Source organism: Lysinibacillus sphaericus (assembly GCF_001629735.1).
Lineage (GTDB): Bacteria > Bacillota > Bacilli > Bacillales_A > Planococcaceae > Lysinibacillus > Lysinibacillus pinottii.
This window is the reverse complement of the sequence record NZ_CP015224.1, coordinates 235,762-262,054: the sequence shown is the minus strand read 5'-3', so window position 1 is coordinate 262,054 and position 26,293 is coordinate 235,762. Positions and strand designations below refer to the sequence as shown.

The window sequence follows — 26,293 nt, the reverse complement described above, 5'->3', positions numbered from 1 at the left end:
GTTAAACTCCTTTAGAAAGGTCCGTATTGTATGACTTGTGCTATAATAAGAGATATAACAGCTACTGTTATTTGAATAAGCATAAACGGAAAAATCCATTTTATCCATTTCCCCCAAGGAATACCCGCTATTGATAATCCCGCCATTAAAAAACCTACAGTTGGGAATATAATATTCGACATACCATCTCCAAATTGATAGGCAAGTACTGCTGTTTGTCTTGTAACGCCAATCATATCTGATAAAGGCGCCATAATCGGCATTGTTAAGGCAGCCTGTCCACTACCGGATGGTACTAAAAAATTTAAAAATAACTGGAAGATAAACATCCCTACTGCATTTAGTGCAGGTGGAACTGAATCAAGCAATGCAGACGTGTAAAATAGGATTGTATCAATTAACCCTGAGTTATTGAAAATCACTAAAATAGACTGAGCTAACCCAATGATAAGAGCGCCACCCACTAAGTCTCCTGCACCCTTCATAAATGAATTAGCAATATGTGAAGGTGATAGTTTGCCAATAAGCCCCATTAAAATACCAAACAATAAAAATAAACCGGCTATTTCAGTAATGTACCACCCTAGTTTTACAACCCCATACATCAATACGATAAAATTCAAAAGAAATGTAGCCATAACAAGCTTATGTCTTATTTCCATTTTTGAATTCCCCTGCACAAAACCACTCTCATCATTTCTGAAATTTCCGTAAAATCCCATTTCAGGATTATTTTTCACTTTCTTTGCATATCGATAAACATATATTGTTGCTACTGTATATAAGACAATAAATATGATAATTCGAAAAGCAATCCCTGAAAATAAAGGCAAGCCCGCAATTTCTTGTGCTATTCCTACTGTAAACGGATTCATAACAGCTGCCGAAAATCCGACAGATGCACCTAAAATAACAATAGCAAAACCCGTAATTGCATCAAAACCTAAGGCAACAGCCAGCGGTGCAAGAATTCCTACGTACACAATCGTTTCATCAGACATCCCCATTAATGACCCAGCACAGGCGAAAAACAACATCAATACTGGTATTACTAACATTTCACGTTTAGCCATTTTTACAGATAGCATGGCGATAAAGGATTCCAATGCGCCTGTGGCTGAAAGTATTCCAAAGGTACCTCCTACAATCAATACGAAGAAAATAATACTTGCTCCTTGCATCATGCCAGAATGTACGCTGCTAAAAATATCTAAAAATCCAATGGGGTTCATCTCTGTAAAACTAAATGTTCCCGGTTGAATCACTTGACGTCCATTAACTTCTTTTCGTTGAAATGAACCAGCTGGGATAAAATACGTTAAAATAGATGCTACAACAATAAGGCAAAAGATTAACACATAAACATTAATTCCTTTTTGTTGCTCAATTTCTTTATTAGCTATAAATTTACTCATCCACCATCCTCCTTCGTTGAATCATTGATTAAAAACAAATTTTTATTACCACTATCAATGCATATCGTATCTCTCCAACATAAAAAGCCATCCCCTTTTTTTGAAATTTCCGTCTTATTCATTGTAATAGATAAAAAAATAAATAAAAAATTACTATTTCGAATAGTTACTATTGATAAATTTACATATAAATTCATCGGGATACATCAAAAAAATTACAAATAAAAAAATGTTACATTCCTGCGATTTCACCAGGTTGCAACATTCTTTTCATATACAAATCATTTAAATTGTTTTCCATGTATCTTTAACTAAATCAATAAAAGTACTTACATTACTAAATGTTTTAGCATTTTGAGGATAGATTAAATAAGTAGGTAACTTTTTAGGGAATCGGTAAAGAACTTGAAGACTCCCTTTACTTACCTCTTTTTGTATAATGAGATCACTCAGCAAGGCTAGACCCACTTGTTCCATTACTGCTCTCTTTATCGCTTCCTCGCTTCCAAATTCCACTATCGTTTGGGGCTTACACTGAATTTCTTGAAGGCAACTGACAATACAGTCATCCATACCATAGGTTATAAAGGGATAATCATCGAATATTTCCTGAACAGTATGATCCTTTATAATAAAAGGATTTCCAACTAATACCAAATCCTCTTCCTCCAATAAAATCCCCTCTACGCCAGCGTAACTCGGGTATCCAGCTACAAAACCTATATCTGCTTGATTTGAACTCACAAGTTTCGCAGTTTCTTTACTATTGGCACAAAGAAGTTTTAGGTTTACCTGGGGATATTGTTTTAAATACGAGCCGATAATATGGGATAAATAATAGCCACAATAAAATTCTGGCGCAGCAATTGTCAAATGGCCAAATGGCTTTTCGAAATTCTTTAAATCCTGTTCCATTTCCTCTATAATCCCAAATAATTGATTTGTATGTTCCTTTACTATTTTTCCTACTTGAGAAAGAAACATTTTCTTGCCTATTCGATTAATTAAGATATGTCCTAATTCTTCCTCTAACGCTTTAATTTGTTGGCTAATTGTAGGCTGGCTATAATTTAAAATTTGAGCCGCTTTTGTAAAGTTGAGGTAAGTTGAAACAACATGAAACGTTTTCAAATTACGTAAATCCATCTCTATTCACGTCCCTGCTATAAATTAAGATACATACATTTCCCTTATTAAAATTTAATTATACTTAAATCGACTATGTACGTAAGAGGGTTTTTCTTTCCATTACGTTATCAACCAACATAAAAACATGCTACCTGTTGGGATAGCATGTTTTTCATGTTTTTATTGGATAGCTTTAATACTTTGTAATCCACCATTTTCGAGAATGGCTTTACTAATAGCCTTACCTGTTGGAGTTGCCGCTAAACCACCGCGTGCTGTCTCTTTCAGGTTTGGACTCATAGATTGTCCAATGCGATACATCGCTCCAATTACTTCATCACATGGAATTCGGCTTGTGACACCTGCTAGCGCCATATCTGCGGCTACAAGAGAATTGGCAGCGCCCATTGCATTACGTTTAACACAAGGTACTTCCACTAAACCTGCTACAGGATCACAAACAAGGCCCAGCATATTTTTTAACGTAATCGCAAATGCTTCTGAACATTGTTGTGGTGTTCCTCCAGCCATCTCAACAATAGCTGCCGCTGCCATACCTGCCGCTGAACCAACCTCTGCCTGACAGCCACCTTCAGCACCTGAGATGGAAGCATTATTAGCCACAACAAAGCCAAATGCACCAGATGTAAATAAATAACGAATCATTTGCTCACGAGTTGGATTCAGTTTATTTTTCACCGCAAAAAGAGTACCTGGTACAACCCCTGCGGAACCTGCTGTCGGCGTTGCACAAATTGTTCCCATTGCTGCATTGACTTCATTGGTTGCAACTGCTTTACTTACTGCATCTAATAATAAATCCCCCGAAAGTGATTTTCCTTGTGCAATGTAATTTTGAAGTAACACGGCGTCCCCACCAGTTAAACCTGTAACGGATTGTACACCCTTTAATCCACGTTCAACCGCTTCTTCCATCACGGTTAGGTTTCGATCCATTTGTTGAATAATTTCTTCTCTTGTTCTGCCAGTTATCAATATTTCCTGCTCAATCATAATTTCTGATATTAATTTATCTTCCTGTTCTGCTCGTTCCACAAGCTCCCGAACATTATGAAATAAAACGTCCATTCTGGGACACCCCCTTAATTATTAATTTTAGATACTTTTGTAATATATGGAATTAACGAAATCTGCTGTAGCACTTTTTCCTCAATATTTTGATCGACTTCAATAACCATTAAAGCTGTTAAACCACGTTCTATACGTGATACTTCCATATGTCCAATATTAACCTCGTGCATCGCTAAGCAATTGGCTACGTTTGCTATGCAGCCAGCACGATCGTCATGTACAACAAGAATCGCCGGCATGCCACCTGTTAAACGTAATTTAAAGCCATTTACTTCACTTACTTCTATTTTACCGCCGCCAATAGAAATCCCGACAACAGACATTTCACCTTCATCGTCTCCAATAACTAGACGTGCCGTATTTGGATGCTCAGTATTAGCTGTTTCTGGAATAAATTCATATTCCAATCCTGCTTTTTCTGCATCTTCAAATGCCGTTTTAATACGATCATCAAATGTGTCGTAGTTCAATAAGCCCCCAACGATGGCAACATCTGTCCCATGCCCTCTATACGTTTCTGCGAACGAACCATATAAATGAATTTTCGCCCATTTAGGTTGTCTACCAAATAAATCCCTTGCAACTCGTCCGATACGAGCCGCACCTGCCGTATGAGAGGAGGAAGGCCCAATCATCACTGGTCCAATAATATCAAAAACCGAAGTAAATTTCATACAAACACCCCTCTATTCTATTCCTATAATAATATTTATATTTACTTATATCATGCTTGATAGTTACTACAAAAGTAAAGTATTTAATTTGTCAGCTTTCAGAAAATTACCACTACTATAATTTGTGGCCAAACTAGATATGTTATACTTTGTCCATACCCTGTGCACATACAACAAAAACCGTTGATATTCCAATATTTCCAATTTTTATATCTTCTAGATACGTACATTCAACTATGAATAGTACGTATGTTTCCGACTAAACAGAGACATCACTTTCTTTGTAGCATAAACAAAAGCAGTACACATTTTGTGCACTGCTTTCTTTACGGGATAGCAAAGTAGCATGTAATTATTCTACTGAAATAATATATGGATATAACCCTTGTTTTCCATCAAATAATTCAACTTCTACGTCTGGATAGTTCTTCTCAATGAATGCTACTAGCTCTGTAGCATCTTGTTCAGTTGTATCCTCTCCATAAATAACTGTGACAATTTCTGCATCCTCATCAACTAAATCGATGATTACTTTTTCAGCTGCATCTTTTAAAGCTGGTGTAGAAAGGACAATTTTCCCTTCTGCTAACGCCATAAAATCATCTTTATGGATTTCAACACCATCAATAGATGTATCACGCACAGCATAAGTTACTTGACCAGTCTTTACATTCGCAAATGCTTCAGTCATCGACTTCTTGTTTAGGTCAACGGCTGCTTCTGGATTAAATGCTAAAATCGCAGCCATACCTTGAGGAATTGTCTTCGTTGGGACAACTGCTGCTTCAATTTCTAACAGCTCTACAGCTTGCTCTGCAGCCATCACAATATTTTTATTATTTGGGAGGATTAAAACTTTTTCTGCACCAATTTCTTGTACCGCTTTCACGATATCTTCTGTTGAGGGGTTCATCGTTTGCCCGCCTTCAATGACATAAGACGCACCAATAGAACGCAATAATCCTGCAACACCCTCGCCCATCGCAATTGTTACAATAGCATATGGATGTTTCTCTATTTTTTTCGTTGTCATAGGTGCCTTATGCTCTTCACCAACGATAGCTGAGTGTTGCTCACGCATATTATCGACTTTTATTTTCATCAGACTACCATATTTTTGTCCAATTGATAAAACAGAACCTGGCTGCTCAGAATGGATATGAACCTTGGCAATTTCTTCATCAGAAATAACAAGTAACGAATCTCCTAAAGGACTTAATTCTTGACGGAATTGCTCCTCATTAAATGGCTCTTTCCCATCTTCTAAGCGCACCATTATTTCTGTACAATAGCCAAATTCAATATCTTCAGTGTTCATAAAGTCTTGAGCTCTATGATGCTCTGCATTGATTAGGTCATCTAATGTCGCATTATTTTTCTCTGGGAGAGGCTCGCCTTTTAAAGAAGCTAAAAATCCTTCATAGACAAACAATAAGCCTTGGCCACCACTATCGACAACCCCTACCTCTTTTAAAACAGGTAATAAATCAGGTGTACGATCTAATGATGCCTTTGCCTCTGCAGTAAAAGCTTCCATAACTGCAATGATATCGGTTTCAGTTTCTGCCACTTCCACACCTTTTTTTGCCGCTTCTCGAGCAACTGTCAGTATTGTTCCTTCGACAGGTTTCATAACGGCTTTATATGCTGTATCTACACCAGCTTGGAAGGCACTAGCAAAACCTTTCGCATCAATTGTCGCTTCTTTTTCAATGAATTTTCCAAATCCACGGAATAATTGTGATAGGATTACACCAGAATTTCCACGGGCTCCCATTAATAAACCTTTTGATAAGGCCTGTGCCGTTTTACCGATATGCTCTGAAGCAGAAAGCTCCGTTTCCTTTGCTCCAGATGTCATCGATAAGTTCATATTTGTCCCTGTGTCACCATCTGGTACTGGGAAAACATTTAATGAATCTACATAATTTGCATTTTGGTATAGGTGATGCGCACCCATTTGTACCATTTCTGCAAACTTTATACCGTCTAAAGACTGCATTCGATTTAGTTCCTCCTCTTAATTCGCTACACGAACGCCCTGTACAAAGATATTGACAGATTTTACGCTCATACCCAATGTTTTATCTACTGTATATTTCACTTTCGACTGTACTTGGTAAGCAACTTCCGAAATTTTTGTCCCGTAACTAACAATAATGTACATATCAATATGTAAATCGTCGTCTTGTTGTCGAATCACAACACCTTTTGTGAAGTTTTCTTTACGTAAAATATCAGTTAGACCATCACGAATTTGATGTTTAGATGCCATGCCAACAATCCCGTAGCATTCTACAGCAGCACCACCAGCAATTTGTGCAAGTACATCTGTTGAAATATCAATTTGGCCGAATTCATTGTTTAACTCAATTGACATAGAAATGCCCCCTTGGCTCTTTTTGACTAAAGTATATTGTAACACTTTCGTTGTAATTTAAGCAACCTAAGGGGGTAAAGAAAGGCTATGTAGCAACGTTTTGTGACTTTAAATCGACGTATTTGTGGATTCATCGAAAATGGTCTTCTTCCAATTAAATTTATTTCCGTCAATTTGTTTTATGAAATATAACGCTCGATCAGCAAGTTAACAGCCTATTTATTTACCCTCATATCTCAAAATCTTACCATGACACATGCCTATGTGAGCATCTCCTTATATTTACTTCCAATATAGATTTTTTTCAGTATGAACATGACAAGTCAATACTAGAAATAAAAAAAGCTGATACTATAAAGCATCAACTTTTTATTGTATTTAATTAAAATAAGCTTTTTATAAGAGTATCTATCATAATAGGCATTTCTTTAAAGGCACTATCTACATGTAATCTTTCTGTTTTTTGGTGTGCATCCTTTCCAAATGGTCCTACATTTAAAACCGGTCCTTGTAATGCGGTCATTTCTTTAAATGGAATATTATACGTATTCCCCCATACAGGTGTATTACGCTCGAAGGCTAACCATTCATCTGATTCATCTGTATAGTTCACATAGCTTAAATCACAAATCCCGTTAAAATAATGTATTTGCTGCACTTCAATGTCGAATGTTTGCGCTGTTTTCTTCATTAATTCAATCGATTTTACAACAAGTGGATGATTGGATGAATTAATAGCCGGGTAATAAGGTGGTGCATATAACAGAACAGTGGCTGGTGCTAATTCCTGACAACGTATCATGAGCTGATCAACGATACGAATTGACTTTTCACGGTCATCCCATGTACTTTGCTTAAGAACTTGTGATTTGATAGAATCGACTTCTTCAGCCCCCAGTTTCCGGACGGCATGTTCTAAGAGAGCTTCATATCGTAATACGTTGACTGTCCCCACACCTTGTACTTTTTCTCGTTTACAGATTTGCAAATACTGTTCGTTACAAGCCGACATTGCTTGAAATGCGACCTTTTCAAATATATCCATTACTTCTGCTGCTGTACGTTTTAATAAAAATACATTATAAAGAGCAGCAGCACGATATGGTGTTTGTGTAGAGTATTCCATTTTCAAGTCTTTTAGCTGTAAAGATACCGGAAGTGGTGTGCTCTCTCCTAAATCTGTTTCGCGGAAAAGAGGATTCCACTCCATATGCTGTGTCATATAAGAAGCAATAAAATTAGCTGTCATTCCCTTTAAAGGCTCACCGACATGTGTTTCTTTGCCATAAAATAGAGCAGCAGGCATAATCTTACCAATAGTGCCTGAATAAATATATTCATTTGTATCAGCGGGTCCTTGTGAAAAGGACGGTTCACTATTTAAAAATAATTGGTACGTTAAATCATACTGTTCACGTATTCTTACAAGCTCTACAACCGCGGCTCTCATTCCCGCTGAATTCACTTCTTCATCTGGGACCGCAGTTAAAATTAAATTAATGGGCCATTGCTCGAAGCTTGCCTTTTCAATTAGCTGCATGTGTAATGCCAGTCCCATTTTCATATCCATTGTGCCACGACCAAACAAATAATTACCTGATTCCAAATCAATTTTAGCGGCTTCTGGTAAATCCTTTTTGTATTTATGCTCCATTAGCTTTTTAGTCAATTCCTCAGGGAAAAAAGCTAGAGGCTCTAACTCACCATATTCCTCAGTATGCACTGTATCGAAATGACTTATTAGCACTACCGTATCGATTGCTGTAGGATGTTTATATAAAGCAGTTACAGCGTTTCTTCCAAGACCTGCCTCATGCAATTCGATAAACTCAGGGTGCTGAGTAAAATATGGAAGCGCTAACAGTTTATTTTTCAATTTATAGGCAAATTCATTTTCCCCCTCAGTCAATGTTCTACTATCCCAGCTAACAATTTCACATAGTAGTGCTCGCAGTTTTTCTGGGGTATTCCACATGTAATTTTCCATAAAAATTCTCCTTTAAATCGAACTCGTTAGAGGGTTTTTAACGAATATCTGATGACTCTTCATTTTTGGTGTCTGTAGTAGCATTAGATGCTTTTTTTAATTTCAATCGATAAAAAATCATACAGGCAATAAAAAAGCCAATGCCATACAATAGGCCAATTCTTTGGGTTGGATCAAATGCTAAAAAAATCAGAATTACTAAGCAAAAGAAAATACAAAATATAGGTATTAACGGAAATAATGGTGTTTTAAATTTTAAATCTGCCAAATTTCCACCAGACTTTATATAACGATAGCGGAACATTAATTGAGAAGCACAAATGCCCATCCATGAAATAGTGACAGATATTCCTGCAACCGACATTAATAAAACAAATACCGCATCTGCTTCCATCACACTTGTTAATAATGATAATAGTGAGAAAGCCATCGTAAAGATTAGTGCATTTAGAGGTACTTTATTTTTAGTAAGACGCCCAAATAATTTTGGTGCCATTCCCTCATGTGACATAGAGAACAGTAAACGAGTTGACGCATACAAACATGAATTACCGACAGATAGGATTGCGGTTAAAATAACAAAATTCATAATACCTGCTGCATAGGGAACACCAGCTATATGCATCAACGTCACAAATGGACTCTCCATTAGACCAAGCTCTGAGGATGGGAAGATGGCTGATAATACGATAATAGAAGCAATATAAAAAACTATAATTCTAAAAAGAATTGTCCGAATAGCTCTTGGTATATTTTTTTCAGGATTTTCGGTTTCACCAGCTGCAATTCCCACAAGCTCTGACCCTTGATAAGAAAAAATAACATTCATCATCGTGACAAAAATAATGGAAATACCCGCTGGGAATAAGCCAGACGGTGCTAAATTTGTCAAATGAGGTGTTGGACGATCTGCTAAAGGTATCAAGCCAAAAATAGCAGCCCCACCTATGATGATAAAGGCAATAACTGCGATTACTTTAATACTCGCAAACCAAAATTCTGCTTCAGCAAACCCCTTTGTAGTTAAAGCATTTAAGACAAATAAAAGAACCATAAATACAGCACACCATATCCAAATAGGTATATCTGGAAACCAATGCTGCATTAAAATTCCAGCAGCTGTAAACTCAACACCCGCTGTCGCCGCTGACCCGACAAAGTACATCCAGCCCAATGAAAATCCAGCTGAGGGGCTAATAAAACGTGTAGCATATGTTTGAAAGGAACCGGTAACAGGCATGTAAACAGCTAATTCCCCTAGACAATTCATGACCATAAATAAAATTAACCCACCAAATAAATAGCCAATTAGTGCTCCACCTGGGCCCGCTTGATTAATGGTATAGCCAACATTTAAAAATAACCCTGTTCCGATAACTCCCCCTAGAGAAAGCATTAATAAGTGACGACTTTTCATCGAACGGTTTAGTTGTTGATTGTGAAATTGATCCCCATTATCCAACATCCATTTAACCCTCCCATATATTGTGAATTTATAGAATATTCTGATATATAAACAACCAAAGTACCCAATCAATTTATCTCTTTTAAATTGATTGGGTTAAGCAGTCCTACTTAAAAACGTAATGATAGGCAGCTTAAGCCACCATCATGTTTTCTAAATTCGGACATCTCTAGTTCAATCGTTTGATAACCTAGGTCAAGTAATTTGCGATTTGTTTCTGGGTATCCAGCTGGAATAATAATATAATCATTGACTTGGATACAGTTAGCAGAGTATTCATCTTCCTTTGGAATGATAATTTTTTCATAGGATTCAAATGCCGGATGATCCACGAACTCACCAGCTAGCACCATACGATTGTCTCCTACATAAGCAATACCAGTTTTTAAATGGAAGAATTCTTTTAATGGGATAATCGTCGCCTCATAGCCCTCTTGTTCAACGATTTCCTTAAATTGTTGAGCCCCTTCTTCATTTGTACGATCTGAAATTCCTACATAAAATTTCTTTTCAGCCTGTAATACATCTCCTCCATCAAGCGTTCCAGATCCTTTTATATAATAAATTTTATCGTAGAATTGCTTTACAGCAGGTTCGATATCTTCAATTTCACGGTTACGAGCAGCAGCCCCTGGATTTGAAATGATAGCAAATTCTGGTGTTAAAACAGCCGTATCCTCTACAAATGTTGAGTCAGGAAATGCCTCATTTACTGGTAATTGTGTTACCTCTACCCCACATTTTTTTAAAGCCTCTACATACTTTTCATGCTGTTCATATAATTTTTCTAAAATTGGTTTTCCTAAATCACTAGTTGTTAAACCGTTTACAAAACTATTTCCTGGATTTTTAACAATAACATTTTTAAACATATTCTTTTCTCTCCTTTTATGCTCTTATTACTGGACAAGTCAGACATGTAGGGCCGCCTGTTCCTAACACAGAAATTTGATGACCTTTATATTCAAAAACTGTTGCACCAGCTTGAATCAGTTGCTGTTTTGTGACCGTGTTTCCTTCAGGAATAACACAAACTCGTGGTGCAAGCGCTAACACATTACAGCCAAGTGTATCGTATTCATCCTTTGGAACTTCCACTAACTGAATACCTCTTTCCACTAGCAATTGGCGGAAAAATACAGGCATTAAACGGGAATGTACAACAGCTAAATCTTTATCAACCATACTAATGAAAGACATTAGATGTAAGCATTCAGCTTCACCTAAATCATGTGGTAGCTGGACAACAATAAATTCATCTACCATTTCAGCTGTCATTTCTTTTAGCTGACGAATGGCTTCATCATTTGTTCGATATCCCCTACCGACAGCAAGTGTTCGATCATCTAACCAAACAATGTCTCCACCATCTGCTACTGCATCGCCAGTGAGTTCTCCAATTATTGAAATACCCTTGTCCTGTAAAAATGCTTTGTAGATGGAAGCCTCTGGCTGTCTTAATTTTTTTCCAGACTTTAATAAAATGGCACCCTTTGGCGTGAATTTTACTGGATCATGGGCATAAAGCGAATCTAGCCCCACCTCGTCTGACAATGGTAGATAATCAATTGTGTCAACATACTTTTTAAGAATCTCAACAAACTCTGCATATTCCTTTAATGCTTCTTCAAAGTTGGGCTCAGATAAGTAGTTAAAAGTTTTCCATTCATCACTAAGATGTTTCTGGCTTCGGAAAGCATCTTTTGGATGTTTTACTATGACGTGTTTTAAAGGTGTATACATTGATGAGCAATAATGCATTCCCTTCACTCCTTTTCCGTTTAGTGGAAAACGTTTCCGTTAAGAGGAAAGTTTATATGAAAAATATATGCGTTTTATGTTATACTGTCAATATATTTAGAAAACTTTTATTTTTCACTTTCTTCTCAAACTACTAAGAAGGCTCTGCTGTATTTGGTCGGAATTTTCAATTCCCATTCTTTTTGTCTTAAAATTATTTATTGAATGAAGTTTGACTTTTCATAGTACCCTTGAGATTGGAACTAGACGTAGATGGAGAATAAAAATAAAATAGGAGAAAAGGAGGTAGGACAAATGCAATTATTAGAGCGAGCTATGACTATTGCGAAGGTTTTAGCTTCTGAAGCAAATGACAGTAGCTTGTCCATTTCAGAGCTTTCAACAAAATGTGATTTACCTCTAAGTACTTTACATAGAATTTTAAAAGCGATGATTAACCAAGGAATGATTGAGCAAGATGAACAAACCAAACATTATCGACTCGGTACCATTTGGATGGAACTCGGTTTGCAAGTCTACGATACGATGGATTATATTAGCAAAATCCGACCAGAGTTAGAGCGATTAGCAAGAGATGTTGAGGAAAGTGTATATTTAAGTAAGCCAGCAGGTTTAGATACGATTATTATTGAAAGAATAGATAGTGCTGCTAATCCGATTCGTATTTATGACCAATTGGGTATTCGTATACCACTACATATCGGAGCAGCCAATAAAGCTATTCTTGCCTCTATGTCTCCCTCACACTCGAAAGAAATATTAGATCAGCTAGTAACACAAGATGAAATACCTGAGTTGGAGGAACAGCTTCGTCAAATTCGACAACAAGGTTATGCGATTAGTCACGGAGAACGAACAGCTGGTACTTCTTCCATTGCCGTTTCCGTTTTAGATGGTTTTGGTGAAGTCGTAGGAGCAGTTAGCATCGGTTTCGTTAGCTTCAATGTTTCGCAAGAGCACGTTCAAACACTCATTGAACGTTTAGTTAATACTGGAAAACGCGTCTCACTGAAACTTGGTTATCGAGGAAAAGATTAGAAGAACTGATTCTTTCAAAGAAAATCTATTTTTGTTCACCAATTTTGCCTGTAAAGGTTTTTTTCTTGAAAGGTTATGTGAAAACTGTTGCACTGAGCGCCATCGTATGTTAAATTATTATGGTATGTGAAATACCGAACTGAAATATAATAATCTTTCAGCATCAACAGTAAGGAGGGAATACAACATGCCAAAACAATGTGTAATCACAGGACGTAAAGCTCGTACTGGTAACAACCGTTCCCACGCTATGAACGCTAACAAACGTACTTGGGGTGCTAACCTTCAAAAAGTTCGTATCTTAGTTGACGGTAAACCAAAACGTGTATGGGTTTCTGCTCGTGCATTAAAATCAGGTAAAATCGAGCGCGTTTAATCGACGCTTCTAAAAAATCGATTTCGCTTTGAGCGTAAATCGATTTTTTTCTTTTGTTATAGAATGATTAACTGCATAAAAATCTACATATAGCAAAGAATGAAAAAATCCGACTACTTTTAGTCGGATTTTTTTACTTTCTTATCTTTTTTAAATAGGTTAATACATGTGCGCGTGATACTACTAACAAATTTCGGCAATTGGAACGTATATACTTTCAGGACTCTCTCCCCCTTACGCTAATCTATGCTTCTTATCATTAAACATATGCCTCTTGAGAAAGATATAGACCCTGAAGTTCCTATTATTTCATTACTTGTAAATCGCGATGTACCTAAAGTGATTTCTTCTTTCGTTGTTTCATATTTTACTTGCCTTAATGTCACATCTTTAATAGGCTCTTCATGTGCAAAGAAGGATAAGTAACGGTATCGGCTATCTGCATAAATAGCATGTGTACCCGGCAATAAAAATTGCAACATATTTGTATGATTAATAATCTTGAATACAATGTGTGGATGCTCTTTTTGTAAACGATAAATAGAGCGAACAGCTGCCTCGTAATGATCTAAACGCCCTCCAGTAACACCTGTCAAAATAATTTCTTGAGGTGCAAACGTAAATGCTTTAAGCAAGGCTAAATCTGTATCTGTTTCATTTTTCTCTTCCTTAAAACGTTGCTGATCATTTGTCTGTGCCAACACCAACTGATATTCTTCATCTGATAATGAATCAAAATCACCAACAATTGCATGTGGCGTAATACCCTGCTCTATTAAATACAAAGCCCCTCGATCTGCACCAATAAACACTACATCCCGTTGTGATTGAAGCGTTGTGAGCGAGCATAGTTCTTGTTTTGGACCACCTGCACAAACAACGACTGTCGTCATCCTTTAATCGCTGCCTCACCAGCCGCTAAAATTTCCTGAAGTGCAGCTGTTCGATCCTCTTTACTATAGATGGCTGACCCTGCCACAAAAATCGTCGCCCCTGCCTGTGCACATGGAACAATCGTTTCTGCTGTAATTCCACCGTCAATTTCAATAGCGATGTCCAACCCACGCTCTTTAATCAGTGTTGATAAAGCCTCAATTTTAGGCACAACCGAATGAATGAATTTTTGTCCGCCAAACCCTGGATTGACAGTCATTAATAATACCATATCGATATCTTCTAGGACATGCTGAATAGATTCGATTGGTGTATGTGGATTTAATACAACCCCCGCCTTTATACCATACGAACGGATTAATTGGATTGTTCGATGTAAATGACGACATGCTTCAGCATGCACCGTAATATAGTCTGCTCCAGCTTGAGCAAACTGTTCAATATACTGATCTGGGTTTTCAATCATTAAATGTACATCTAATGGTAAATCTGTTAATGGACGGATAGCATCTAATACGATTGAGCCAAATGAAATATTCGGCACAAAATGGCCATCCATCACATCTATATGAATTAGCTTTGCACCCGCTTGCTCTACTTCCTTTACTTCTTCTCCTAATTTCGCAAAATTAGCTGCTAAAATTGATGGTGCTATTTGTATCATCCTTAATACCTCGGCTTTCGATCCATAATTTCTTGCATAAATTGTTCGTAATGTTTATAGCGGTAGTCACGAATTTCTCCTGCTTCTACTGACGCTTTAACTGCACATTTAGGCTCTTTCATGTGTAAACAGCCTCTGAATTTACAATGATCCGCCATTCTAGCTATTTCAGGAAAACATGCGCCTAATTCTTCTTTCTCAATTTCATCAAAATCAAACGAACTGAATCCAGGAGTATCGGCCAATAAACCATCACAGACCTCAATCAATTCGACGTGACGTGTTGTATGTTTTCCTCGCCCTAGGCTCTGTGAGATAATACCTGTTTTTAAATTTAATTCGGGGATTAATGTATTCAGCAATGTTGATTTTCCAACACCAGATTGGCCTGCTAGGACAGTTGTTTTTCCCTTTAAAATAGGCTGCAATCTTTCCACCAATTCTTCTTCATCTTTGTAAGTTTGAAGAACTGTATAGCCCATATTTTCATAATCAGTTATATAACTCTGTAATTCCGTACGTTCGTCATTTTCTAGCAAATCCATTTTTGTTAGACAAATAATAGGGTGCACATGGAACGATTCTAAAACAACTAAAAAGCGATCGAGTAATATGGTATTGAAATTAGGCTCTTTTACAGAAAACACTAAAATACCTTGATCAATATTGGCAATTGGTGGCCGAACCAATTCATTTTGACGTTCTAAAATCTTTTGAATGGTCCCATCCGATCCTTCTGTTTCCAAAGAATATTCTACAATATCACCGACAAGCGGGGATTCTCCGCGATTGCGAAAGACCCCACGTCCTCGACATTGAATAAGCTGATGACCGTCATAAACATAATAATAACCACTTAATGCTTTTCTTATTTGGCCTTGCGCCATCCAATTCCTCCTTAATTGACATCATTATAGTTAACTTTTTCTTCTAAGATGATTTCTGAGTCACGGATAATTCTATAACTCGCATCTTTGCCTTCTTCAATAACAAGCTGTATATTGTAAGGCGTATCATTTAAAATTTCCAACTCTGTAACTGGTTCAGAAAATGTATGATTTTTATCTTGAATTTCAATGCGAACTTTTTGAGGTACACCCTCTTCTTTAGGTTTATACTCAATGACTACGGGCTTAAGCAAAAGTTTTTCAGGCTTTTTAGCTGGTCCTTTACTGATAACAACCGATATAACAGAGCCTTCCTCCACCATAGTACCAGCTTTTGTCAATTGTGAAATTACACTGCCAGCAGGAATCGTTTCATGATAATCTTCACGAGATACACGCCAATTGAGGCCCACTCTATTGACATAGTTATCCATATCCGCTTTCGTATAATTCACAACACTTTCCACCCTTACCATTCGAACTCCTTGACTTACTTTAAAGGTCATTGTTTCCTCTTTCGCTATCACTTCTGTATCAGCTGGAATACTTTGCTCGATAATTCTACCTTCAGGTTCACGAGAAGGAACTTCCTCTTTTCTAACTTCTTTATACTTTCCTTTTATTAAAGCCTCTACTTGACTATAATTTTGTCCCACATAATTATCAACGGTCGTTGTCTCCACGCCTAGACTAACAATTAGGTCGATCTCTGAGCCTTTTGCTCGCATCGAATTTTTTTCTGGGTCTGTTTCAATGACATGACCCTTTTCAATGTCTTCATGATTTCGCTCCTGGTGCTCCTCAGCAACCACAAATCCCTCTGTCACTAATTTTTTTGTAGCATCCTCTACAGTCAAATTTGTCACATCCGGGACAGCTATTTTTTTCGGGCTAAATAAATCTGCTGCGAATATGAAGAATAAGAAGATGATAATTACTGCTATCAATAATCCTGCCACAAACTTAGGCCACTTTTTCTTCTTTGCTTTAGCAGGAATAGGTTTTTCTACAGGTTTTTTAGGTTGCGCCTGAGCTGGAGATGTATAGTCCACAATAGGTTCAATGACCCTTGTTTTAGTTAAATCTTCATCTTTCTTTAAAACTTCCTCTTTAATAATTGGAATAGCTTTTGTCGCATCATTATCCACTGGTATGACAAACTTTGGTTCATTTATTCGGGAAGATGATAATACGGTTTCCAAATCTTCATACATTTCTTCCACTGTATTATAGCGATGGGAAGCTGCTTTGGCTGTTGCCTTAAGTACTACATTTTCTAAGCTTTGTGGAATGGTTCCATCAAAAGCACGAACAGAAGGTGTTTCTGCTTGTAAATGCTTAAGTGCAATAGAAACAGCTGACTCCCCAGAAAAAGGTAATTCACCTGTTAATAATTCATACAATACTATACCCAGTGCATATATGTCAGATTGATTTGTAGCTGTACCGCCCCTAGCTTGCTCTGGTGATAAGTAATGCACTGTCCCTAATACAGAATTCGTTTGTGTAAAGGATGTAGCACTTAACGTCATGGCAATTCCAAAATCAGTTATTTTTACATTACCCTCTGCATCCATCAAAATATTTTGTGGTTTAATATCACGATGAATAATATGATTTTCATGGGCATTAGCAATAGCAGACGTTAATTGCTTCATAATATGCACACTTCTAGCTGGTGAAATTGGTGCAAATTCTTGTATGTACTGCTTTAAAGTTTTTCCTTGAACATATTCCATCACAATATAGTGTAGATCACCATCGTCACCTACATCATAAACACTAACAATATTAGGATGTGTAAGACTTGTAGCAGACAGTGCCTCACGTTGAAAACGTCGATGTAATTCATCCTCATTGGAAAAATCATAGCGTAATATTTTTATGGCCACATCCCGATTTAATATCATATCATGAGCTAAATAGACATTGGACATACCCCCGCCACCAATGAGTTCTAAAATCTTATAACGGTCACTAATTCTTTTACCTACAAGCATTCTTACACCTCCTCATCCTTTTTAGTTAGCAGCACGAGGGAGATATTATCTTCTCCCCCGCTAGCATTTGCTAATTCTACAAGTTTACGTCCTTTTTCCATTATAGGTTCGGGATACGTAATGATTGAAGCCATTTCATAGACAGTTAGTTTATTACTTAATCCATCTGAACAAATGAGTAAATACGAATTTGATGCCAACTCTACTTCATAAAAATCTGGTTCTATTGCTTCCTCTGTACCAACAGCTTTTAAGATAAAATTTTTCTTTGGATGCGTCAAAGCTTCCTCTTCACTAATTTCTCCATTTTCAACCAGTACATTAACATAAGAATGATCCCTTGTTATTTGTTGTGCACCATCTTCAAAGAAATAATACACACGACTATCACCAACATGTGCAATGAAACAATGATGTTCTTCTATTAACACTGCAATAAACGTCGTGCCCATTCCTTTACAGTCTTCGTGTGATAAAGAATAGTCATAAATATTTTTATTCAATTGCTTTACTGTTTGTAATAACCATTCTTTCTTTGATGTTGTTGATTCAAAATGATGTGCGTCTGCCTGTAAAAAAAAGGTCTCCATCTGTTTTATTGCCATATCACTTGCTACATCTCCAGCATTATGACCACCCATGCCGTCCGCCACAAGTGCTAGTGCAAGCCCGTCAGGACGTTTAAATAATGCAGCACGGTCTTCATTAATGGATCGTTTTAAACCAATATCACTTTCGACTGTGTATTCCAACACCGGTCACCTCGTTTCTTCAGATCTCTCTTGCGCACGTAATTGACCACACGCTGCTGCAATATCAGAACCTTGCTCTCGGCGGATCGTTACGTTTATCCCATTTTTCTTTAAGGTTTTTTCAAACGCAAAAATTTGGCTACGAGACGTACGAACATAATCACGTTCTGGTACATAGTTAACAGGAATTAAGTTAACATGGCATTTAATTCCTTTAATTAAAGCAGATAGCTCCTCTGCAATTTCTACTGAATCATTTTCACCAGACATTAATCCATATTCAAAACTCACACGTCTACCAGTTTTTTTAGTATAGTATCGAACAGCTTCCATTAACTCATCTAATTTATAGGCACGCGCAATTGGCATAAGCTTTTGACGAGCCTCTTGATTTGGTGCATGTAAAGAAACCGCAAAGTTAATTTGTAATTGTTCATCAGCAAACTGATAAATTTTTGGAACGATACCTGATGTGGATACCGTAATGTGACGTGCACCAATATTTAACCCTTTTTCATGATTGATCACTTTTAAGAAGTTCATCATAGCATCATAGTTATCGAAAGGTTCACCAATCCCCATAATAACAATATGTGATACTCGCTCATTTACCTCATCTAAAGTTTGCTGCACTTTTACAACTTGCTCTACAATTTCCCCAGCCAATAAATGTCGCTTCAAACCACCTAAGGTTGAGGCGCAAAATGTACAGCCAATACGGCATCCTACCTGTGTTGTCACACAAACAGAGTTTCCGTATTCATGACGCATTAATACCGTTTCTATAGAGTAACCATCCTGTAATTGAAATAAAAACTTAATGGTACCATCTTTAGACTCTTGCTTAATAATTGTTGACAAGGTAGATAATGCAAAATTTGCAGCTAGCTTGTCCCTTAATCCCTTCGAAAGGTTTGACATTTCTTCAAATGTCTTAACACGTTTATTATATAACCAATCAAAAATCTGTGCCGCACGGAAAGGTTTTTCTCCATTTTCCTTTAACCAATCCTCTAATTGATGTGGTTGGAAAGAATAAATGGATTCTTTTAAATTTGGTTTTTCCTTTTTCGCACGTCGAACGGGCTTTTCTTCTGCTTCTTCAACTAAATCGTTGATACGTTCATTAAATTTCTTTTGATCCACCATTAGTTGGATTCTCCTTTTTTACGAAAGGCGGCAACGAAGAAACCGTCACTGCCAAAGTCTTGTGGAAAGACTTGAAGCATGCCATTAGCTTGCTTTTCCGCTAATTTTGTTGGTAAAGATTCTAGTTGTATCGCTTCCATTTCTGGATGCGCTGCTAAAAAGGCATTTACTGTGCCCTCATTTTCTTGCTTATCGACTGTACATGTACTGTACACAAGCTTACCCTTTATCTTCAATACTTTTGTCGCTGCATCCAATAATGCTAGTTGGATTGTTTGAAGATTTTCTAAATCTTCTTCTCGCTTCGTATATTTAATATCAGGTTTACGTCGCATAACCCCTAGTCCACTACATGGTGCATCCACTAAAATGGCGTCATACGACTCAGCTTGTAAAAATTCAGGAGCTTTGCGTCCATCAATTGGAGCTGTTTCAATAATATCTAGCCCTAGACGTTCTGTATTATGGTCGATTAAATCTAATTTATGTGGATGAAGGTCTGTTGCTAAAATAGAGCCTTCATTTTTCATGATTTCAGCTAGATGTGTTGTTTTACCGCCTGGTGCCGCACACATATCCAAAACACGCATACCAGGGGAAGGTTTTAGAACATTGGCTGGTATCATTGAACTCTCATCTTGAATAGTAATATGCCCCTCTTTAAATGCATTGGTACGGGCAGGTTGACCATTTGTTACGTGTAGACATTCTGGGATAACGTCGCTTTGTTTCGCTGTTAAACCTTCTTCTTCGAGTTCCGCCATAGCTTGCTCAACAGTTACCTTGGTTGTATTGACACGAACAGTTTGTATAGGTGGTACATTATTTTCATGTAACATACCTGTAGCTACTTCTAAACCATAGTTATTAACAAAACGTTGTACTAGCCAAATAGGATGACTTGTTTCAATAGCCAGGCGCTCAATAGGATTTTCTATATCATTTATAGAAGGGACACCTTGACGCAAGACAGATCTTAAAATACCATTGACTGTCGATGCAATACCGCGATGCCCTCGGCGCTTCGCAATTTCTACTGCCTCATTAACAGCAGCATGCGCTGGGATACGCGTTAAATATTGCATTTGATATAAAGATATTCGTAATAACCAACGAACCCAATGATCTATAGAGCCACGGATAAAAGGCTCTAAGTAATAATCAAGTGTCATTTTATGTTGCAATGTACCATATGTTAATTCTGTTAATAAAGCGCGATCCTTCGCCTCTATCTTATGTCGTTTAATGGTTTCATTGAGAAGTAAATTGCTATAGGCTTGATTTTTATCAACGGCTAACAGAATAGATAGTGCGGCGTCTCGCACATTTCCATCCCAAATAACTACACTTTTTTTACTCATTTAAATTGGTCCCCAATCTGTAATTTAGAACCTGTACCACGTAAATATTCCTCAGCTGTCATGCGCTTTTTACCTGCAGGTTGTACATCATATAATGCCAATGTTGTCCCATTGCCTGCCGCCACTTCAAAATGGTCTTTCGCAATTGCAACAACAGTACCAGGAATAGTATCATGCTTGCTTTTGCCTATAGTCGCCCACCATACTTTAAAATTACCATCTTCAAAAGTGGTATAAGCTACAGGCCATGGATGAAGCCCGCGTACTTGATTGTAAAGAGTTGTGGCGTCATTTGTCCAATCAATACGTTCCTGTTCTCTCGAAATATTGCTCGCAAAGGTAACTTGCGTTTCATCTTGTACAGTGCGGTTATTTGTTCTATTAATAATAGATGGAAGTGTGTCCTTTAATAAATCTCGACCAACCATACTTAGCTTATCAAAAACTCTACCCGTATGATCATCTAGTTCAATAGGGATAGCTCTTTGTGAAATAATATCACCGGCATCAAGCTTTTCTGCCATATACATGATTGTTACGCCAGTTTCTTTTTCACCATCTATAATAGCTTGGTGTATAGGAGCGCCTCCACGATATTTTGGTAATAATGAAGCATGGACATTAATACAGCCAAGTGAAGGAGCATCCAAAAGTTCTTTCGGTAATATTTGTCCAAATGCAGCGGTAATGACTATATCTGGCTGTAACGAAAGAATTTGTTGTAGTTCCTCAGATCCACGTAGTTTTTCTGGTTGTATAATAGGTAATCCTAGCTCTAATGCTGCGGCCTTAACAGGTGGTGGTGTCAATATACGTTTACGTCCTACAGGTCGATCAGGTTGTGTCACCACTGCTTTAATATCGTACCCCTCTTCATGTAGCATACGCAAAATGGGTGCGGAGAAGTCAGGTGTCCCCATAAAAATAATCGAAGTCATTTTATTCCTCCTCTTCTGCATACATTTCTTCAAGCTCTTCTGCTGTTAGAACGCGTTGGATTTTTGAATCAAATAGCACGCCATCTAAATGATCAATTTCATGTAAAATTGCTCTAGCATCAAAGCCCCCTGCTTCTAATTCATAGACACGTCCTTCACGGTCACAAGCTTCAATTTTTACATAGCTTGGGCGTTCAACCTCACCATATAATCCTGGGAAACTCAAGCAACCTTCAATATCTATTTCCGCTCCATCCGTTTCAATAACAGTTGGATTAATCATTTCTAAAATATCGCGTTCCTCACCTAATTCTACAATCGCTACTCGTAACCCTATATCAATTTGCGGTGCAGCAATGCCAACACCATCATATTCAACCATAGTGTCATATAAATCATCCAGTAATGTAATGAGTTCATCATTTATTTCGGTTACTTCTGCACATGGTGTTGAAAGTACTTGTGCTGGGTGTTCGATTACTTTTTTTATTGCCATTATTATATCCTCATTTCTGCTTTTAGCTAGAGCCATACCATTTTATTTATTTGTTAGACATATGCTCGTAAAACTGTGTTTATACTCTCTTATATAGTAGACGGATCTAAATCTACCGTCATTAATATTCCTTGTTTGATCCACTCTGCTCGATACATAGCAAGTAGACGCTGTAATACCGGAATAAGATTTGGTTCAATTTTATATTTTATCAAACATTGATAACGATATCTATTTTGGAGTCGAGCAATACTTGCCGTGGTTGGGCCAATAATAGCCACTTGATTCGATAAATTTCCACGGAGCCAATCAGCCATGCGTCCAGCATATTCAGCAGCCACCATAACATCCTCATGAGAAATCTGCACAAGCGCCACGTAATAATATGGTGGGTAACTGGAACGACGTCGTAAAAACATCTCACGCTCATAAAATGGCTCATAATCCTGCGTTTTAGCTAACTCGATAGCATAATGCTCTGGTGTATAGGTCTGAATAATTACCTCTCCGGGTTTATCATGTCTTCCTGCCCTCCCACTTACCTGTGTTAATAGTTGAAATGTACGTTCTGCTGCTCGATAATCTGGTAAATGTAGGGAGGTGTCAGCGCTAAGTACGCCTACCAGCGTAATATTTGGAAAATCAAGCCCTTTTGCAATCATCTGTGTGCCAAGTAAAATATCAGCTTGTCCCTCTCCAAATGCAGCTAATATTTCTTCATGTGCACCTTTATGCTTTGTCGTATCTACATCCATACGCAATACTCTTGCTTCTGGGAACAGCTTATATATTTCTTCCTCTACCTTTTGTGTGCCAGTACCAAAATAACGTATATGATCACTTTGACATTGTGGACAAATTTGAGGCACATGTTCTTCATAGCCGCAGTAATGGCATTTCAATTTTTCGGTTGTACGATGATAGGTTAAAGAAATATCACAGTTGGGACATTGGACAACTGTCCCGCAATCCCGACATAGCACAAAAGATGAGTAACCTCGTCGATTTAAAAACAACACCATTTGCTCTTTTTTCTCTAATCTTATACGAATTGCTTCTATAAGTGATTGCGAAAACATGGATCGATTTCCTTGTCGAAGCTCCTCACGCATATCTGAAATAAAAACGGTTGGTAAGGACTGATGCAAGGCTCTTAATTTTAATGAAAGTAAGGTATAAACACCCTTTTTAGCTCTTGCAAAAGATTCTAATCCTGGTGTAGCACTACCTAAAATAACAGGGCAATTATAATATTCACTACGCCAAATAGCTACATCTCTTGCATGATAACGTGGTGAGTCTTCTTGCTTATACGTTGACTCATGCTCTTCATCCAAAATAATAAGACCAATATTCGTAAAGGGAGCAAATATTGCTGAACGAGCCCCAACGACTACTCTCACCTTCCCTTGTTGAACTTTGCGCCATTCATCATACTTCTCGCCCACAGATAATCCACTATGCATCACCGCAACCATTTCTCCAAAACGACTACGGAATCGCTCTGTCATTTGAGGCGTTAAAGAGATTTCAGGTACGAGCATAATGGCTTCTTTGCCTTCGTTCAACACTTTTTGTATCGCCTGCAAATATACCTCTGTCTTGCCACTCCCTGTTACGCCATGCAATAAAAACGTTTGCGCTTGTTGCTGCTCCAAAGCTTCATTAATGGCTTGTAAAGCAATTTCCTGCTCATTTGTTAATTGTAAGGCTTGCGTACGTGAAACCTCTTTCGTAAACGGGTCACGATACACTTCTTCTTGAGTAAATTGCGCAGCACCCTTATCAATAACGCTCTCTAAAACTGAAGAAGAGACTCTTGCCTCCTCACAAATTTGCTGTGGTGACAAAACCTCCCCTAAATGGCGCTCCATCCATTCTAGTAATAGACGTTGTTTCACAGCTCTAGTTGATTGCTTTAACGCTTTATCAATAACGTTAGGCTCTTCAGTAATTTTCACCATCCGTATTTCTTTCACATGACCCTGTTGTTTCACAACATTATCAATAGTCACCTTATTTTGTGCAACTAATGGCTTTAATAAAGGAAGTAAACCTGCACGTTCAAACTCTTTAAAATTAGCTTTTTGTCGCTTACCAAAAATCACCTGTACTTCATTGGGTATAGATTGATCTTCATGTAGCTTTACAATTTTTTCATATTTCGCACGTAATGCTGAAGGTAACATTACTTGTAAAGCATCTATTTCATAGCAAATCGTTTGATTCTTCAACCACTTTGCCATTTGAAGCATTTCCGCTGTTAATACTGGTTCCATATCTAAAATTTGAGCGATTGATTTTAATTTATTGAGGGGCACATCTGTTTCAGTTTTTATTCCCACTACAAAGCCTAAAACATTTCTAGGGCCAAATGGCACTTTCACACGACAGCCCATTTCTATTACATTTTCCCATTCTGGCGGCACTTGATAATCGAAAGGACGATCGACATGGTAGGTTGAGACGTCAACAATGACTTCCGCTATCAATAAACTCATTGCTCCTCACCCTTTAAAATATGGGTCCATAATGTGCGGGCAAATTGCTGTGGATTAGTCGTAGCTATTATGCGCCCATTTAACTGAGCTTCCTCACTAAATTCTATCCAACGATCCGATCGAATGTTGAGCATGGGTTCACCAAGCACTTCTTGTCCAAACGTGACAGCCTTGATACCCTCTACTGAAATAAGCGGCGTTTTCTCCATTGTCGGTACATTAGCTGCATGTATCAAGATAATTTCTGGGTTCTGATTTTTAGAGGCTTCAAGCTGTTGCATCACATCATTCAAACTACCATTTTCTATTTGAATAACGTGCGCGCCTAATTCCCTCGCCTCATTAGCCAAAGCCTGTCCAATAAGACCATTAGCTTGTGGGCTAATCACATGCTTCTCATCTAACGGTACATGCAAGGCACCAACTGTCACTACAACTGTTTTATTTGTAAGTGGCTTTATTGTCGCTGGCGCTGCAAAAAAATCCAGTACAATAGCTGTTATTTTTTCAGGCTCCTCTAAGCGCCCCTTTCCAACATAGCCACATGCTAAAAATCCTTCCGAAGGCTCAATAAATTGGTAGCCATCTGCTGCTAATCTTTCTAGATTACGCTTTACTGCTGGATGGTCATACATATGTACATTCATCGCTGGTGCTATCCACACTGGCGCAGTAGTAGCTAGTAAGGTGGTTGATACCATATCATCCGCAATTCCATTGGCCATTTTCCCAATCATATTAGCAGTTGCAGGTGCAACTAAAATCAAATCAGCCCAATCCGCTAAATCAATATGGGCAATCACACTAGAATCTTTTTCATCAAACGTGTCAAAGTAAACATCATTTTTGGACATCACTTGAAAGCTTAATGGATTCACAAACTGTCTGGCAGAGGCAGTCATCATCACTTTTACGTTCGCCCCTGCTTGTGATAGCTTGCTAACAAGAGCAACAGCTTTATATACGGCAATCCCGCCTGAAACACATAGTAAAATATTTTTATTCATGCTAGGTGTCATCCCTTCAAATGATAAGCTCCCAAAGGAGGATTCCCTGGGAGCTCTCGGCATTCTGTATAATCAAATCAACTGCTGACTAACATAGAGGTTAGATTTCGTCTTCGTACACAGTTGACTCATCCTGTGATACTTTCGTAAGAACACCTGCCGCTACTTCTTCAAGTGCTTTTCCTACGTATTTATGAGATACGTACTTGTGTAAACGTTCTGTATTTTGCTCTTCCTGCATTTGACGAGCACGTTTTGAAGCAAGGCTCACTAGTGAATATTTTGAATCGATTTCTTTTTTTAAAGCATCTACTGATGGGTATAACAT

25 protein-coding genes are annotated in these 26,293 nt (G+C 37.7%); 2 read left to right on the top strand and 23 right to left on the bottom strand.

From position 1 onward, the window contains the following. Positions 1 to 11: 11 nt before the first annotated feature. From A2J09_RS01195 to A2J09_RS01150, 10 genes are all read right to left on the bottom strand, one after another. Entirely contained in the window at positions 12 to 1,415 is a 1,404-nt protein-coding gene (locus A2J09_RS01195) for a YfcC family protein (RefSeq protein WP_012293228.1), read from the bottom strand. A gap of 285 nt (positions 1,416 to 1,700) precedes the next feature. Then, the gene (locus A2J09_RS01190; RefSeq protein ID WP_012293226.1) at positions 1,701 to 2,561 is read right to left on the bottom strand and encodes a LysR family transcriptional regulator; all 861 of its coding nucleotides are present in this window, start codon (positions 2,559 to 2,561) and stop codon (positions 1,701 to 1,703) included. 162 nt (positions 2,562 to 2,723) lie between these two features. Beyond that, on the bottom strand, positions 2,724 to 3,632 hold the full coding sequence (gene sdaAA / locus A2J09_RS01185) for an L-serine ammonia-lyase, iron-sulfur-dependent, subunit alpha (RefSeq protein ID WP_012293225.1): 909 nt from the start codon (positions 3,630 to 3,632) through the stop codon (positions 2,724 to 2,726). Positions 3,633 to 3,646: 14 nt separating this feature from the next. Then, entirely contained in the window at positions 3,647 to 4,309 is a 663-nt protein-coding gene (gene sdaAB, locus A2J09_RS01180) for an L-serine ammonia-lyase, iron-sulfur-dependent subunit beta (RefSeq protein ID WP_031418969.1), read from the bottom strand. 352 nt (positions 4,310 to 4,661) lie between these two features. Further along, the gene (locus A2J09_RS01175; protein ID WP_012293222.1) at positions 4,662 to 6,311 is read right to left on the bottom strand and encodes a DAK2 domain-containing protein; all 1,650 of its coding nucleotides are present in this window, start codon (positions 6,309 to 6,311) and stop codon (positions 4,662 to 4,664) included. Between the two features lie 18 nt (positions 6,312 to 6,329). Continuing rightward, positions 6,330 to 6,689, bottom strand: a complete 360-nt coding sequence (locus tag A2J09_RS01170) for an Asp23/Gls24 family envelope stress response protein (RefSeq protein ID WP_012293221.1) — start codon at positions 6,687 to 6,689, stop codon at positions 6,330 to 6,332. Positions 6,690 to 7,071: 382 nt separating this feature from the next. Further along, a complete protein-coding gene (locus tag A2J09_RS01165) occupies positions 7,072 to 8,676 on the bottom strand; it encodes a M20/M25/M40 family metallo-hydrolase (RefSeq protein ID WP_012293220.1) in 1,605 nt (534 codons plus the stop codon). 37 nt (positions 8,677 to 8,713) lie between these two features. After that, positions 8,714 to 10,141, bottom strand: coding sequence for an amino acid permease (locus A2J09_RS01160; RefSeq protein WP_012293219.1), 1,428 nt, complete (start codon positions 10,139 to 10,141; stop codon positions 8,714 to 8,716). Between the two features lie 110 nt (positions 10,142 to 10,251). Continuing rightward, a complete protein-coding gene (locus A2J09_RS01155) occupies positions 10,252 to 11,013 on the bottom strand; it encodes a dimethylarginine dimethylaminohydrolase family protein (RefSeq protein ID WP_031418968.1) in 762 nt (253 codons plus the stop codon). Positions 11,014 to 11,029: 16 nt separating this feature from the next. Beyond that, positions 11,030 to 11,902, bottom strand: coding sequence for a dimethylarginine dimethylaminohydrolase family protein (locus A2J09_RS01150; RefSeq protein ID WP_031418967.1), 873 nt, complete (start codon positions 11,900 to 11,902; stop codon positions 11,030 to 11,032). A gap of 294 nt (positions 11,903 to 12,196) precedes the next feature. Between A2J09_RS01150 and A2J09_RS01145 the strand changes: the two genes are divergently transcribed. Together A2J09_RS01145 and rpmB are read left to right on the top strand one after the other, a co-directional pair. Then, positions 12,197 to 12,940, top strand: a complete 744-nt coding sequence (locus A2J09_RS01145; RefSeq protein ID WP_031418966.1) for an IclR family transcriptional regulator — start codon at positions 12,197 to 12,199, stop codon at positions 12,938 to 12,940. 187 nt (positions 12,941 to 13,127) lie between these two features. Then, positions 13,128 to 13,316, top strand: a complete 189-nt coding sequence (gene rpmB, locus A2J09_RS01140; RefSeq protein ID WP_004227417.1) for a 50S ribosomal protein L28 — start codon at positions 13,128 to 13,130, stop codon at positions 13,314 to 13,316. Between the two features lie 119 nt (positions 13,317 to 13,435). Here the strand turns inward: rpmB and spoVM are convergent, their stop codons facing one another. The 13 genes from spoVM to rpoZ form a co-directional block, all read right to left on the bottom strand. Then, positions 13,436 to 13,537, bottom strand: coding sequence for a stage V sporulation protein SpoVM (gene spoVM / locus A2J09_RS23275; protein WP_099805045.1), 102 nt, complete (start codon positions 13,535 to 13,537; stop codon positions 13,436 to 13,438). 18 nt (positions 13,538 to 13,555) lie between these two features. Further along, positions 13,556 to 14,209: a thiamine diphosphokinase gene (locus A2J09_RS01135; protein ID WP_031418965.1), complete on the bottom strand. Its 654-nt coding sequence runs from the start codon at positions 14,207 to 14,209 to the stop codon at positions 13,556 to 13,558. Next, on the bottom strand, positions 14,206 to 14,874 hold the full coding sequence (gene rpe / locus A2J09_RS01130; protein ID WP_012293214.1) for a ribulose-phosphate 3-epimerase: 669 nt from the start codon (positions 14,872 to 14,874) through the stop codon (positions 14,206 to 14,208). Before rpe ends, A2J09_RS01135 begins: the two co-directional genes overlap by 4 nt. A 2-nt stretch (positions 14,875 to 14,876) precedes the next feature. Continuing rightward, on the bottom strand, positions 14,877 to 15,761 hold the full coding sequence (rsgA, locus tag A2J09_RS01125) for a ribosome small subunit-dependent GTPase A (RefSeq protein ID WP_012293213.1): 885 nt from the start codon (positions 15,759 to 15,761) through the stop codon (positions 14,877 to 14,879). 11 nt (positions 15,762 to 15,772) lie between these two features. Beyond that, complete coding sequence (pknB, locus tag A2J09_RS01120; protein WP_012293212.1) at positions 15,773 to 17,761, bottom strand: Stk1 family PASTA domain-containing Ser/Thr kinase; 1,989 nt, start codon at positions 17,759 to 17,761, stop codon at positions 15,773 to 15,775. Positions 17,762 to 17,763: 2 nt separating this feature from the next. After that, complete coding sequence (locus A2J09_RS01115; RefSeq protein WP_031418963.1) at positions 17,764 to 18,513, bottom strand: Stp1/IreP family PP2C-type Ser/Thr phosphatase; 750 nt, start codon at positions 18,511 to 18,513, stop codon at positions 17,764 to 17,766. Between the two features lie 6 nt (positions 18,514 to 18,519). Next, entirely contained in the window at positions 18,520 to 19,662 is a 1,143-nt protein-coding gene (rlmN, locus tag A2J09_RS01110; protein WP_012293210.1) for a dual-specificity RNA methyltransferase RlmN, read from the bottom strand. Further along, positions 19,662 to 21,023, bottom strand: a complete 1,362-nt coding sequence (gene rsmB / locus A2J09_RS01105) for a 16S rRNA (cytosine(967)-C(5))-methyltransferase RsmB (RefSeq protein WP_012293209.1) — start codon at positions 21,021 to 21,023, stop codon at positions 19,662 to 19,664. Before rsmB ends, rlmN begins: the two co-directional genes overlap by 1 nt. Continuing rightward, on the bottom strand, positions 21,020 to 21,961 hold the full coding sequence (fmt, locus tag A2J09_RS01100; RefSeq protein WP_012293208.1) for a methionyl-tRNA formyltransferase: 942 nt from the start codon (positions 21,959 to 21,961) through the stop codon (positions 21,020 to 21,022). The genes rsmB and fmt overlap by 4 nt, the downstream gene beginning before the upstream one ends. A 1-nt stretch (position 21,962) precedes the next feature. Continuing rightward, positions 21,963 to 22,457, bottom strand: coding sequence for a peptide deformylase (def, locus tag A2J09_RS01095; RefSeq protein ID WP_031418961.1), 495 nt, complete (start codon positions 22,455 to 22,457; stop codon positions 21,963 to 21,965). 89 nt (positions 22,458 to 22,546) lie between these two features. Beyond that, positions 22,547 to 24,958 (bottom strand): primosomal protein N', encoded by a 2,412-nt coding sequence (priA, locus tag A2J09_RS01090; RefSeq protein WP_012293206.1) that lies wholly within the window; start codon positions 24,956 to 24,958, stop codon positions 22,547 to 22,549. Beyond that, the gene (gene coaBC, locus A2J09_RS01085) at positions 24,955 to 25,965 is read right to left on the bottom strand and encodes a bifunctional phosphopantothenoylcysteine decarboxylase/phosphopantothenate--cysteine ligase CoaBC (protein WP_031418956.1); all 1,011 of its coding nucleotides are present in this window, start codon (positions 25,963 to 25,965) and stop codon (positions 24,955 to 24,957) included. The genes priA and coaBC overlap by 4 nt, the downstream gene beginning before the upstream one ends. A gap of 100 nt (positions 25,966 to 26,065) precedes the next feature. Then, entirely contained in the window at positions 26,066 to 26,293 is a 228-nt protein-coding gene (gene rpoZ, locus A2J09_RS01080) for a DNA-directed RNA polymerase subunit omega (protein WP_008173785.1), read from the bottom strand.